11 protein-coding genes are annotated in these 12,212 nt (G+C 66.0%); 2 read left to right on the plus strand and 9 right to left on the minus strand.

Features of this window, described 5'->3' with window-relative positions; all coding sequences use genetic code 11:
• Positions 1 to 68: 68 nt before the first annotated feature.
• The 5 genes from tgt to B5F74_RS02560 form a co-directional block, all read right to left on the minus strand.
• On the minus strand, positions 69 to 1,208 hold the full coding sequence (gene tgt / locus B5F74_RS02540; protein ID WP_087199758.1) for a tRNA guanosine(34) transglycosylase Tgt: 1,140 nt from the start codon (positions 1,206 to 1,208) through the stop codon (positions 69 to 71).
• Positions 1,209 to 1,651: 443 nt separating this feature from the next.
• On the minus strand, positions 1,652 to 2,548 hold the full coding sequence (locus B5F74_RS02545; protein ID WP_087199760.1) for a histidine kinase dimerization/phospho-acceptor domain-containing protein: 897 nt from the start codon (positions 2,546 to 2,548) through the stop codon (positions 1,652 to 1,654).
• Positions 2,535 to 3,230, minus strand: coding sequence for a response regulator transcription factor (locus B5F74_RS02550; RefSeq protein WP_087199761.1), 696 nt, complete (start codon positions 3,228 to 3,230; stop codon positions 2,535 to 2,537). Before B5F74_RS02550 ends, B5F74_RS02545 begins: the two co-directional genes overlap by 14 nt.
• A gap of 74 nt (positions 3,231 to 3,304) precedes the next feature.
• Positions 3,305 to 3,604 carry a hypothetical protein gene (locus tag B5F74_RS02555; protein ID WP_143753748.1) on the minus strand — a complete coding sequence of 100 codons (300 nt, stop codon included), beginning with the start codon at positions 3,602 to 3,604 and terminating at the stop codon, positions 3,305 to 3,307.
• 201 nt (positions 3,605 to 3,805) lie between these two features.
• Positions 3,806 to 4,945 carry an aldo/keto reductase gene (locus B5F74_RS02560; RefSeq protein ID WP_087199766.1) on the minus strand — a complete coding sequence of 380 codons (1,140 nt, stop codon included), beginning with the start codon at positions 4,943 to 4,945 and terminating at the stop codon, positions 3,806 to 3,808.
• A 252-nt stretch (positions 4,946 to 5,197) separates the two neighbouring features.
• On the opposite strand from B5F74_RS02560, the gene B5F74_RS02565 reads away from it, so the two are divergent.
• Together B5F74_RS02565 and B5F74_RS02570 are read left to right on the plus strand one after the other, a co-directional pair.
• Positions 5,198 to 6,973 carry a hypothetical protein gene (locus tag B5F74_RS02565; RefSeq protein ID WP_087199768.1) on the plus strand — a complete coding sequence of 592 codons (1,776 nt, stop codon included), beginning with the start codon at positions 5,198 to 5,200 and terminating at the stop codon, positions 6,971 to 6,973.
• The gene (locus B5F74_RS02570; RefSeq protein WP_087199770.1) at positions 6,974 to 7,897 is read left to right on the plus strand and encodes a BadF/BadG/BcrA/BcrD ATPase family protein; all 924 of its coding nucleotides are present in this window, start codon (positions 6,974 to 6,976) and stop codon (positions 7,895 to 7,897) included.
• A gap of 43 nt (positions 7,898 to 7,940) precedes the next feature.
• On the opposite strand, the gene B5F74_RS02575 is transcribed toward B5F74_RS02570, so the two are convergent.
• The 4 genes from B5F74_RS02575 to B5F74_RS02590 form a co-directional block, all read right to left on the minus strand.
• Positions 7,941 to 8,267, minus strand: coding sequence for a heavy metal-binding domain-containing protein (locus B5F74_RS02575; protein WP_087199772.1), 327 nt, complete (start codon positions 8,265 to 8,267; stop codon positions 7,941 to 7,943).
• A gap of 69 nt (positions 8,268 to 8,336) precedes the next feature.
• On the minus strand, positions 8,337 to 10,265 hold the full coding sequence (locus B5F74_RS02580) for a Tat pathway signal sequence (RefSeq protein ID WP_239283323.1): 1,929 nt from the start codon (positions 10,263 to 10,265) through the stop codon (positions 8,337 to 8,339).
• A gap of 436 nt (positions 10,266 to 10,701) precedes the next feature.
• The gene (locus tag B5F74_RS02585) at positions 10,702 to 11,886 is read right to left on the minus strand and encodes an aldo/keto reductase (RefSeq protein WP_087199774.1); all 1,185 of its coding nucleotides are present in this window, start codon (positions 11,884 to 11,886) and stop codon (positions 10,702 to 10,704) included.
• Positions 11,887 to 11,947: 61 nt separating this feature from the next.
• Positions 11,948 to 12,172 carry a hypothetical protein gene (locus tag B5F74_RS02590; RefSeq protein ID WP_066834379.1) on the minus strand — a complete coding sequence of 75 codons (225 nt, stop codon included), beginning with the start codon at positions 12,170 to 12,172 and terminating at the stop codon, positions 11,948 to 11,950.
• Positions 12,173 to 12,212: the final 40 nt, after the last annotated feature.

Raw genomic sequence — 12,212 nt, forward strand, 5'->3', positions numbered from 1 at the left:
CTCGCCCGAACGCGCCGCCGCGCCTTCCGCGAAGGACGACGCGGGGCCTTTTTCTCGGGAGATATCGATCAGTAATCTTGGGCGGCGGGGCTATCCATCCACTCCTGCTGGAACTCGGCATAGCGGCCGTCGATGATGGCCTGGCGCGCACGGCGCATGAGGTCGAGCAGGAAATAGATGTTGTGCATCGACAGCAGGATGCCGCCGAGCATCTCCTTTTGCGTCACCATGTGGCGGATGAGCGCGCGGCTGTAGCCGCCGGTGCACACCGGGCAGGTGCACTGCGGGTCGATGGGCCCCGCGTCGCGGGCAAAGCGCGCGTTGCGGAAGTTCAGACGGCCCTCGTGAGAGAACGCCGTGCCCATGCGCCCGGTGCGCGTCGGCAGAACGCAGTCGAACATGTCGATGCCGATCCCGACGCCGCGCACCAGCGTCGTGGGATTGCCCACGCCCATGAGGTAACGGGGCTTGTGCTTGGGCATGTACTCGGACGCGAGCGGCGTCAGCGACTCGAACATCGTCTCGTGGTCCTCGCCCACCGAATAGCCGCCGATGCCGTAGCCCGGGAAGTCTCCGCACTCCTCGAGATGGCGCAGGGAGCGCAGGCGCAAATCGAGATGCATGCCGCCCTGCACGATGCCGAAAAGCGCCTGGTCGGAACGGGTGTGCGCGGCGTAGCAGCGCTCCGCCCACATGCTGGAGAGCTCCACGGCGCGCTCGACGTAGGCGCGCGTGGCCGGATAGCCCGGGCACTGGTCGAGCTGCATGCAGATGTCGGATCCGAGCTTCTGGGCGATCGCCATGTTGTCCTCGGGCGTCCAGAAGATATGCGACCCGTCGTAGTCGGTTGCGATGAAGCGCACGCCGTCATCGGTCAGCTTGACGGCGTCGCCATGGGAAAACACCTGGAAACCGCCCGAATCGGTCAGGATCGGCCCGTGCCAGTTCATGAAGGTGTGCAGGCCGCCGAGCTCATCGATCAGGTCCTCACCGGGGCGCATGGCCAGGTGGTAGGTGTTGGCGAGCACAATCTGCGCACCGAGCTCGCGCACGGTCTCGGTGGGGATGCCCTTAACGTTGGCCTTGGTGCCCACCGGCATGAAGATGGGCGTCTCGATATCGCCATGCGGCGTGTGCAGGATGCCCGCGCGCGCATGCGTCTTGGGATCCTCAGCGACGATATCGTAGGTGAACAGGCTCTGGTCCATGAGGCCTCCTTGTTACAGCGATGCTTCGACCAGCCATTCTACTATGAAAGCGAACGGGTTGGCCGCAGCGCGCAATCGGGAGCCGTCTCCACATCGAACCCAGGAAAACGCAGATCGGTTGCCCTCCCGCCACGCCATGCCACGGCGAGCAAGATGAATTTGGTATCAATATCACGCCCATAGCGCGCATAACAGAGAACCCGATACCGCCGCGACCTGCGGTTTCATTTCCGAAGGACAGTTCGCGTGCCACGAAAACTGCGCCAGGAGCCCGAGATAACCGGTAAGTTGATACCAAATGTCCGGGAAGCCGTCCGCCGCAGCGTCTGGGAATCGCTTCCGCGCCCGAGACGGGGCGCGCACCGCGTTGACATCCCCCACGAAACCCGCTGGCTATGTTACATATACCATAGCCAGCGGGAAATGAATCAATCAGTGGTTTCCTAGCGTTCACCTGCCGCATTCAGCAGGGTCGCCACGCAGTCCGCCATTCCGTCGGCGGCGGAGCGGATGTTCGCGATCCATGGAGCCAGGCGCCCGTCGCCTGCGGCCTCGGCTTCCAGCACGTCGCAGTTTGCCATCATCGCCATGAGCGGTGTCTTAAGCTCATGCGATGCCGAGATGACGAACTCTTGCTCCCGCTTGCGCGCCGCATACACGGGGCGCAGCAGATGGCCGGCGGCGATCCAAAGGACTGCCGCGGACGCCGCCGACAGCACTATGGTCGCAGCGATGCAGCGAAACGCGATTCCTCGCAGGTAGTCGTAATGATAGGAGATATCGATGAAGGTATAGACCCGATCGCCCGCATCGGAACCGGCGGCATCCGTGGCGACCTCCGCGTCCTCGATCGCGCCGGTGGGCGACACCGTGATGCCGTCCTCCGACTCCCCCGCCGGCTGCCATGTGCCCAGCCACGTGCAGCCGGCATACTCGAACGGCGCGGATCCCTTCTCGTCACGCAGGCCGACGAGCTTGGATAAGTCCTTCGAGGTGAACGTCGTCTCCGGGTCGGGCGTCCACGTGAACTGATCGCCGGCCGCGGGCAGGGCCACCTCCAGAACCTCGCCCGCATCGTTTACCAGGACTCTCCAAACGGTCTCCGACGGGTAGATCCCGCCAGACGGCAGCGTCACCTCGCGGGCATCGAGTCCATCCGCCGAAACGCCCGAGAACGGGGCGTTCGAGGCGTCCTCGAGCTTCGCGCGATAACCGCTGAGATTCGCATCCACCACCACATAGCACAAGGCGGCCATGCAGAGCGCAACGCAAACCGTGAGCGCCCCTGCTGCCGCAGCGACGATGCGACGACGAAAACGCTTGAGCTCATGATCTTTCACGGCCCTCCCCCTCCTCTTCCAGCACGTAGCCCATGCCTCGCACCGCCCGGATGCGCACGGGCGCGTCGACCGCGCGCAGCTTCGCGCGCACGAGCGACACCTGCACGTCCAGCCGGGTGTCCGACGCCGCGTCGTCCGGCCCCCACGCCGCAAGCTCAAGGCGCTCTCGCGTGACCGTGTGCCCGGCGGCGCGCATCAGCGCCTCGAGCACCAGGCCCTCTTTGGGCGTGAGCGCCACCGACACGCCCTCATGCTGTAGCTCGCGCGATTCGGGAACGTAGCAAAGGCCCAGTTCTTGAATGGCTGACGCCGAGTCGGGCGCTCCACGGCGGCGCAACACGGCGCGGATGCGCGCCAGCAGCTCCTCCACATGGAAGGGCTTGGCCAGGTAGTCGTCGGCACCCGCGTCGAGCCCGCGCACGCGGTCGCGCACGTCGCCGCGAGCCGTCAGCAGGATGACCGGCGTGTCGATGCGCTCACGGCGCAGCTTCGCGAGCATCGACAGGCCGTCGAGCTGCGGAAGCATGATGTCGAGCACGATGGCGTCATAGGCTCCCGTGCGCGCGAGTTCGAACCCTCGCGCCCCGTCGCACGCCGCGTCAACCGCGTATCCTGCTCGCCCGAGTGCGTGGACGAGCGGTTCGGCGACCAGGCGCGCATCCTCTACCAGCAGGATTCTCATACTCATCTCCTCGATTCGGGCCGTCTGACGCAAAGCGGGACGGCCCGGAACGGAATGGATCGACCGGCGCTTCCTTACGCCTCGGACCCCGATGCGCCGCCTTCCGCGATCGACTCGGGCACGGTAACCGTCAGATCGGGCGCGAACTCCCCCGGCTCAGCGGTCCCGTCAAGCGCCCGATACGACTCGACAGCGTAGGTGATCATGCCGTCTCGCCTGCTCAGCTCGTCGCCCAACGTGATGACGACACCCTGCTCGACCGGATCGGCGCTCGCCGTCCGAGGCTCGCCCAGCACCGCTGCCGATCCGACGACGGCGCAGCACGCGCTCGCGACCGCCAGCGTTCTCATCATCGTCTTCATCCGTATTCCCATCGTATGCCTCCTCGGGTGGTAGGTGTATCCGGGTGGCCACCCTGAGCACATCTTACGAGGCGAAGATTGAGGAAAGTTTTAGGTCGGCCGACGAAATCGGAAGATCGTTCAGAAAAGGGATGGGATGCAGCCGCGCAAAACAAAGCGCCCGTCGACCGAAATGGCCGACGGGCGCCCTCAGTCACGGATCGTACCGCGCATCTACCCAGCGAGCTTGGCCGCGAAGTCCGCGAGCGTACCGGGGATGTCAATCTGCTGCGGGCAGACCGCCGCGCAGCTGCCGCACCCGATGCAGGCGTCCGGGCGCTTGTCCTCGGGCAGCGTGTTCACGTACATGCTGGGGATGAACCCGCCCTTGCCGCCGGTCACGATGGCCTCGTTGTACATCTCCAGCAGCTTGGGGATGTCGAGCCCCTGCGGGCAGTGGCTCGTGCAGTAGTGGCACGCGGTGCACGGCACGGTGCCGCGACCGAGCATCTCGTCCACAACCGCCTGCAGCGCCGCGGACTCCTCCTCGTTCAGCGGCTTATCCTCGGAGAACGTCTGGATGTTCTCCTTCAGCTGCTCGAAGTTGGACATGCCGGACAGCGTCACGCAGACCTCGGGGATGCCCTGGATGAAGCGGAACGCCCACGCGACCGTGGACTCGTCGGGGCGCAGCTCGTGCAGGCGCGCGCTCTCCTCATCGGTGATCTGCGCAAGCTTGCCGCCGCGCACCGGCTCCATGACCCACACGGGCAGGTTGTACTTGCTCAGCAGCTCGACCTTGCCCTTGGCGTCCTGGAACTCCCAGTCCAGGAAGTTCAGCTGGATCTGGCAGAACTCCATGTGCTCGCCGTACGCCTCCAGGAAGCGCTCCATCACCGGGATGGCGCCGTGAGCGGAGAATCCCAGATGGCGGATGCGGCCGGCCTCCTTCTGCTTAAGCAGGTAGGCGACGATGCCGTGGTCGAGATTGAGGTACTCGTCGATATTCATCTCGCACACGTTGTGGATGAGATAGAAATCGAAGTACCCCGCACCGGTCTTCTCGAGCTGCTTCTCGAAGATCTCCTCGACCTTGTCCATGTTCGACAGGTCGTAACCGGGAAACTTGGTGGCGAGGTAGAAGGAGTCGCGCGGATGGCGGGCGAGCGCAGCACCCATCGCGATCTCGGAATTGCCGCCATGATAGCCCCACGCGGTGTCGAAGTAGTTGACGCCCTGCTCCAACGCATAGTCGACCATCTCGTCGACCGCGGCCTGATCGATCTTGGTGTCATCACCGTCGACAACCGGCAGGCGCATCGCGCCAAAGCCGAGCGCGGACAGCTTCATGCCCTGAAAGTCCTTGTACAGCATCTGTTTTCCCCTCTGTACGCGTGCACAACACGAAAGACCGCAGCGCACGGCGCGGCCCTGCGCATATGGTAGAACCTGGACCGCGCTCCAAGTCAATCGGGTCGCGCAACATCCGCGCGCCGTTTTTGTACTTGACGTAAACGCTCGCAGACGCGCGCCGCGCCATCCCCGCGTGTCCCCTCAAGGGTTTATTATGGTGCGGTGAAACATATGCGCGCTGCCATAGCGGCGCGTTTGAGAGATGGAGCGACCATGAGCGACGAGCGTACAACCAAACAGCCCGGCGTTTGGGACGAAGACATACAGGCAAGCGACGAGGCGCAGGAGGGCGCGTCGGTCGACGACGATGAGGCCGCCGAGACGGACGCCGCCGTCGACGAGAAGCCCAAAGCAGAAGAGCCGCTCTACCTCGCCGAGGACGAGGACGAAGATGACAGCGACGAGGAGGACGATGCCGAGGGCGACGACCCCGAGGACAGCGCCCCTGACGCAGGCGAGCCCGCAGACGACGAGACCCCGGCAGAAGACGAGGACGACCTGCCCGCCGACCTCGATGAGGACGGCGCGGACGAGGCCGACGGCGATGAGCCCGATGCCCCGCATGCCGCCGCCGACGACGCGGAGCCGGAGTACTACGGCAGCATGCCGCGCTTCCTGACGCGCGAGGAGTACGAGAACTTCGGCGATGACCCCGAGCCGCTGCCCGAGGGATTCGAGGTCATCGAGGGAGGCGCGGGCAACACCGGCAGCATGCCGCCCGTCTCCGCCGCACCCTCCCCCGCCCCCACCGAGCCCGAGCAGAACGGCCCTTCCCGTGGCGAGCATTTCGCGCGCGCCGCGTCCGAGGCGGCAAGCGCCGCGTCGGTCGCCGCCAAGGAGGCCGCGAGCACGGTCAACGCGTTCATCAGGCAGGGCGTCGGCGCCGTGCGTGAGATGAGCGACGCCAAGCGCGCCCACGCCGAGGCGCGCGAGCAGCTCGAGGAGCTCAAGCACCGCATCACCGACCAGACTGCCGAGCTCGAGCACCGTCGCGACGTCACCGAGCGCTATCCCGAGATCATCCAAGAGCAGACGACGCGCAAGTCGAGCGCCGCGGCATCGATCAAGGCCGCCCAGGCGCTCCAGAAAACCATCCAGGACAACATCGACATGCTCAAAAAGCAGCTCGATGACATGCGCGCGAGCGACGAGGCGACCGAGAAGCGCCTCAAGTCGGCCCTGGAGGCCGCCGAGAACCGCGAGGAATCCGCCCGCGACGCCGCCAACCGCCTCAAGCGGCGCCTTTCCGACGCGCAGCGCGCCGTCGAGAAGGCGCAGGAGGCCAAGGCGACGAACATCGAGACGGCCCAGCATGCGGTCGAGGCGGCAAACGCGCGCCTCAACACGCTCCGCGAGGAATACGCCGAGCTGCAGCGCAACCCCTCGGCGAACTCCGCCGCCTACAGCGTGCGCGACAACCAGCTCTCCGCCGAGATCGCCGACGCCACCGAGGAGCTGCGCCGCGCCAAGGAGAACCTGCCGCGCGTGACCGCGGACGCCGAGGCGACGCTTCTGGCCGCCAAGTCCGCGCTTGCCGAGGCCGAGAGGCCCGTCGCCGAGGCCAAGGACTCCTTCCGCGGCATCGCCGACGAGACGGGCAACGCGCGCGATGCGCTCGAGGCGTCCCGCAAGGAGGCCGCCGACCGCCAGAAGGCCCTCAAGAGCAAGATCTCCGAGCAGGAGCGCGCCTACCGGGATCAGCAGCGGGCCCAGGAGGAGGCGCAGGCAGAGATCGCCGACGCCGACGACACCATCACCAAGGCCGCCGAGATCCACGACAACCCCGACGTCACCGACCGCATCGCCGCATCGCTTGCCGCCGACACCGCCGAGCACGATGAGCTCATGCAGCAGGTCCAGGCCCTCGCGGAAACCGAGGCGAACGTCCGCGAGCGCACGCGCGACTCGCGCGTGAAGTTCATCGGCGCCATCGCCGCCGTCATCGTCGTGATCGTGATCATCGCGGCCATCTGGTTCGCGCTCACGTAAATGCGCTGGCTCGGCATCGACGGGGGCGGCACCAAGACCGCGTTTTCCATCTACGATGAAAGCCTTCGGCAGGTCGACCGTATCGTGCTGCCGACCTGCCACTATGCGCAGGCGGGCCTGACGGGCATGCGCGCGGTGCTCGCCGAGGGAACCGAGCGCGCCATCGCGACCGGGCATCTGGGCCCGCGCTTTGGCATCGGGTTTTCCATCTGCGGGTTCGGCGAAGATGCCGAGGCGGACCGCGCCGCGAAGGACGCCGCGCGCGATATCGCGCAGGGGCGGCCCTATGCGCTCGTCAACGATGTCGAGGCGGCTTGGGCCGCCGGACTCGACATGCGCGACGGCATCGCCCTGATCGCCGGCACCGGCTCCATCGCGCTCGGCGTGCGCGCAGGGCGCACCGTGCGCTGCGGCGGCTGGGATTTCGAGATCGGCGACGAGGGCAGCGGCGGCTGGATGGGTCGCGAGGTGCTGCGCGCCTTCACGCGGCAAGCCGACGGCCGCGATGCCCGAGGACCCCTGTACGACCTGGTGCGTCGCGAACTTGCCCTCGAGAACGATTTCGACATCATCGGACGCGCCCGCACCCTGCTCGCCGACCGCACGCAGACGGCCGCGCTCAGCCGTCTGGCAAGCGAGGCCGCGCGCGCAGACGATGCGAGCGCCCGGGCCATCTTTGAACGCGCGGCCGCCGAGGAGGCGGATATGGTCGGCGCCATCGTCCGCCGGCTGTTCCGCGACGTTGCAGACAGCCCGGCAGCGGTCCCGGTTGCCTATATCGGCGGCACCTTCAACGCGGGCGATCTCATCTTGAATCCGCTTTCCGACGCGCTCCCCTCCTGCTGCCGGCTCGTCGCCCCCGCCCATGAGCCGGACCTCGGTGCGGTCCTTATCCTGCGCGACCGCCTGGATAAAGACCGCTGATCTGGGACGTTCCAGGACGAGGCCAACCCCGCCAATTGAAAAGCTACGACACGCGCTCGAGCGTCACCGCGGTGCCGCTCGCCGTGACCATGAGCATGCCGCCCTGGCCGAGCACCTCGTAGTCGAGGTCGACGCCCACCACGGCGTGGGCCCCGAGCTCGGAAGCGCGCCGGCCGAGCTCGTCGAGCGCCTCCTCGCGCGCGGAGATCAGCTCGTCCTCATAGCCCTTGCTGCGCCCGCCGACCAGGTTGCGCAGGCTCGCGCCGATATCCTTGATGAAGTCGATGCCCGCGATGACCTCGCCGAACACGATGCCGTAATACCCACTGATGCGGTACCCCTCGACGTTGGGTGTGGTCGTGATGATCATGGCTCCACCTTTCTTTCTTCCGAGGCGGCCCGGCATCAGCCGCCGGGCCGTCTTGCGGTACAAACGCGCCTATTGCTCGATGGCCGTCACGGGACGCACCAGCGCCGCGCCGGCGTCTTCAGCGACCGCCGTCGCGTCCTCATCCTCCTGCGATCCGTCGGCGGTCGGCGCCTCCTCGGCCGTGCAGGTAAAGGCGATCTGGTCGCCCACCCGGTAGCGCACGATGGAAAGCAGGTCGGGCAGGGCAAAATCGTAGATGTCGGAGGAGCCCTCGAGCGTTACGTAGAAATGGGAGTTGCCGTCGATGACCGCCTGCGCGATCGTCGCGATCTTGCCCTCGACCCGCTGCTGCACGCCCGACGCCTCGGCCTGCTCATCGGAGAGCGTTCCGTCCGCAGCGAGCATCTGCAGATAGCTATCCTGGCAGGCGGCGACCGTCGAGCCCGTAGCGACATTCTGGTAATGCTCCACGTTGAGCATCGCGTACATCTTCACCAGGCCGGCATCGTCCTTCATGGCCATGAAATACGTGGGCTGACCGGCCACGTTGAGCAGCAGCGGGAACGTCGCCTGGTAGCGCAGGTTCTGGAGCTCGCCCTCGGCGCTCGCCATCGCGGAGTCCTCGGTCGCCCCCGCGACGGGATAGAAGTGGGACTCGCCCGTGCGCTGGTTCACGAGGATGAACCCGACGTTCGAGCTGTCGGCGGTCACGCTCGACACGCCGGAATACAGGTAGATGTCCTCACCCTGCGCCAGGTAGTTGTAGCCCAGCTCGCCGTCGGTCCCGCGCGTGGTCCGCACCACGTCGCGCTGGCCCAGCCACGAGTTGAGCCAGCCGTTCACGTAGGCCCCGCTCCAGTTGTACTGCTGGATGATGAGGTCGCTCGGATACGCGCGGTCGACCCACGTGGGGACGTCCTCGACCGCGTAGTCCGCCGTCTCTCCGGTGCAGGCGTTCACGAGCACCACGCGCTGGATGGTCGTGCCCTCGAACAGGCCGATGGTGCGGCGCTGCACGGGATAGACCCACCAGGGCGTGCCGTCCTCGTCGAGCTCGAACGACTTCTGGTCGAACATGTAGGTCGGATACTTGAGCTGCACGTAGCGGTCGACGTTGCGCGCGAGCGGCTCGGACTCGCTGTACTTGATGGGCTCGTCCAGCCGGACGACCTCGGCCTCCTGGGTCACCATGTCGACCAGCACGTAGGCCGGGATGCCCGACTCGCGGTTCGAGAACCATTTGAACAGGTCGGCGTAGATCAGCGGGCTCACGCGCACCGGGCGGCCCTGGTAGTTGATCTGGCTGTAGGCATCCGAGATCTCGAACTGGCTCACGTACTCGGGGATCGAGCCCATGGCGCGGGCGCCGAGCAGGATGGCCGACGCGCGGTCGATCACCGGCACGTCCGCGTAATCGACCTCCTGGATGTCCTCGGCGAAATCGCCGTCGGTCGTCTCGAGCACCGTGGCGTAGCGCTCCGCGTTGCCCGGAATGAACGGGAATCCGGCGACGACGCCCACCACGAACGCCGCGATCACGGCGATCGGCACGATGATCAGGCGGCGCAGCAGCACCTCGTGCTTCGTCGAGCGCATCGAGAGCACCTTGAGCGCAAAGGCCGCGACGGCGGCGATGCCCAGAATCCAGCTCCAGACCTGCGGGCTCTGCAGGTTAAGCGCAGGGTGGAACCACCAGTAGCTCGCGGCGAGCACGACGACGAGCACGATGCAGGCCACGATCAGGGCCCGCTTGCTCCATTGCGCCAAGCGGTCGAGCAGGTCGCCTCCCGCATGTCCTCGCGGCCCGCGCGACGAGCGGCGCTTTTTGCCCCCTGAGTTGCTCGAGGCCGACGTCCCCTTCTTGCCGTCTCCCTCGGCATCGTTCGCGTCGCCGATCACCGCGTCCACCGGTATGGCGTCGTCGCCGTCTCGGTCCTCGGGCACGGGCATCCCCATCATGCGAAGCAATCTGAACAGGTCTTCATGGTCGTTGGCCATGGGTTCGCTCCTTCGTAGCGGTCCGACTCACGAGGCTATGATACCCAAGTGCGCGCATGCCCAACGACGGGGAGGGCCAGCTTCCTTAGGGAGGCGCTGGCCAACGGCACCGTCCCCCCTGTTGCGTCAGAGGGCCCCGGGGATGCTGCCCTTCTCGGGAAAGTGGCTAGAAATTTCTGTTTTGCTGTGAGCCGGGCGGGGCGGAGGTGTCTGGATAGGCTGTCTTGACCTTATTGACTGGTTACGAAGTTGGTTTTCGAACCCTCAAACCCCCAAAACAGGCGCTTCCGGGGAGAAACCGGTGCCGGCGGCGGGCTTCCGACCCCTCCATCCAGGCTCAGCTACAGCAAAATAGAAATATCTAGCCACTTTCGCCCGGAAGAGGTCGCGGCAGGGGCCACGCGGGCACTCCCGATCGGAATTGATCAACGTTTCACTAGCGTTCGGCCATGGCCCTGAGCACCCAATCGACCGGTCCGGGCTGGAGCCTGCGGCGCACGTCGCGCAAGCGTTCGGGGATGTCGATCTGCTGGGGGCAATGGCGCGTGCAGGCGCCGCACCCCACGCAGTTGCTCGCAAGACGCGGCGAGCCGGTGCGGATGGCGCTCGCCGTGAAATACTGCTGCACGCCCGTGAACCAGCTGTGGGCGAAGCTCGCGTTGTATGCGGCGAAGCAACCGGGGATGTTGACGCCGTGCGGACAGGGCATGCAGTAGCTGCAACCGGTGCACGGGATGCGATTGGCCTGCTCGATGTGGCCGAGCGCCTCCTGGACGACCTCGAGCTCGGACTTCTCCATGCTGTCTGGCAGGGCGTGGCAGGCGATCCGGGCGTTGTCGGCAACCTGCTCGGCGCTCGTCATCCCCGAAAGCAGCATGGTCACCTCGGGGTGGTTCCACACCCACGACAGCCCCCATGCGGCGGGCGTCGTCAGATGCCCATGGGACGCCGCGTCGAAGACGCGCTGCGCCGCGCGCGGAAGCTTGGTCGCCAGACGGCCCCCGAGCAGCGGCTCCATGATGAACACGGCCATCCCCCGCCCGGCAGCGGCCTTGAGGCCCACGGTCCCCGCCTGATAATGCTCGTTAGCGTAGTTGTACTGGATCTGGCAGAAATCCCAATCGTAGGCGTCGAGTACCACCGGGAAGTCGACGGCGCTGCCGTGGAAGGAGAATCCGATCTGACGGATGCGCCCCCGTTCCTTCTGGGCGGCTATCCAGCCCTCGATCCCCAGGCCGCGCACCCGTTCCCACTGGCCCGGGCTCGTGATGTTGTGCATGAGGTAGTAGTCGATATGATCGGTTCGAAGACGGCGCAGCTGCTCGTCGAAGAAGCGGTCGAAGTCGTCTGCGCGCTTGCAGGAGGCATGGGGCAGCTTGGTCGCCAGGAACACCCGGTCGCGCATGCCGAGCTTCTCGAGCGTCGCCCCCACGACGGCCTCGTTGCCCGGATACAGGTAGGCGGTGTCCAGGTAGTTGATGCCTGTCTCCACCGCCGCCGAGATGATCGAGGCGGCCGCCCGGGCATCGGGTTTGCCCAGGGCAAACCCTGGGATGCGCATGCAGCCGAGTCCCAGCGCCGAAATCCTGTTGCCGCTTTTAGGGTCGATACGATACTGCATTCGTCCTCCTGTACAGCCCATCGTCCTCCTGGAAGCCGGACCCGGCGCCAAAACGCACCGTCTAGGCGACCGCGTCTTTCATCTTCTTGATCAGCTCCTTTTTTGAAGAGCAGACCACGAGCTTGCCGTCGATGCGCGCGAACGTGCGCCCGGAGTCGGCGTCCTTCTTCTTGACGCACGCGTGCACGCAGCCCTCTTTCCAGTAGCTTTTGTCGATGGTCCCCTTGAGGTCCTTCGGCGAGATGCCCGAGCACTTCTTGCAGAACTTAATAACCGTCTTTCCCATGATGACTCCCCAACATAGTCGCAGCCCGTTAATTGTTATC

The organism is Collinsella sp. An271 (genome assembly GCF_002159695.1).
Lineage (GTDB): Bacteria > Actinomycetota > Coriobacteriia > Coriobacteriales > Coriobacteriaceae > Collinsella > Collinsella ihumii.

What these genes read in the sequence shown, in the direction of transcription:
- tgt (WP_087199758.1), bottom strand. Translation starts at nt 1,208, where the DNA reads ATGGACCAGAGCCTGTTCACCTACGATATCGTCGCTGAGGATCCCAAG.
- B5F74_RS02550 (WP_087199761.1), bottom strand. Translation starts at nt 3,230, where the DNA reads ATGAGAATCCTGCTGGTAGAGGATGCGCGCCTGGTCGCCGAACCGCTC.
- B5F74_RS02555 (WP_143753748.1), bottom strand. Translation starts at nt 3,604, where the DNA reads ATGGGAATACGGATGAAGACGATGATGAGAACGCTGGCGGTCGCGAGC.
- B5F74_RS02560 (WP_087199766.1), bottom strand. Translation starts at nt 4,945, where the DNA reads ATGCTGTACAAGGACTTTCAGGGCATGAAGCTGTCCGCGCTCGGCTTT.
- B5F74_RS02565 (WP_087199768.1), top strand. Translation starts at nt 5,198, where the DNA reads ATGAGCGACGAGCGTACAACCAAACAGCCCGGCGTTTGGGACGAAGAC.
- B5F74_RS02570 (WP_087199770.1), top strand. Translation starts at nt 6,974, where the DNA reads ATGCGCTGGCTCGGCATCGACGGGGGCGGCACCAAGACCGCGTTTTCC.
- B5F74_RS02575 (WP_087199772.1), bottom strand. Translation starts at nt 8,267, where the DNA reads ATGATCATCACGACCACACCCAACGTCGAGGGGTACCGCATCAGTGGG.
- B5F74_RS02580 (WP_239283323.1), bottom strand. Translation starts at nt 10,265, where the DNA reads ATGGCCAACGACCATGAAGACCTGTTCAGATTGCTTCGCATGATGGGG.
- B5F74_RS02585 (WP_087199774.1), bottom strand. Translation starts at nt 11,886, where the DNA reads ATGCAGTATCGTATCGACCCTAAAAGCGGCAACAGGATTTCGGCGCTG.
- B5F74_RS02590 (WP_066834379.1), bottom strand. Translation starts at nt 12,172, where the DNA reads ATGGGAAAGACGGTTATTAAGTTCTGCAAGAAGTGCTCGGGCATCTCG.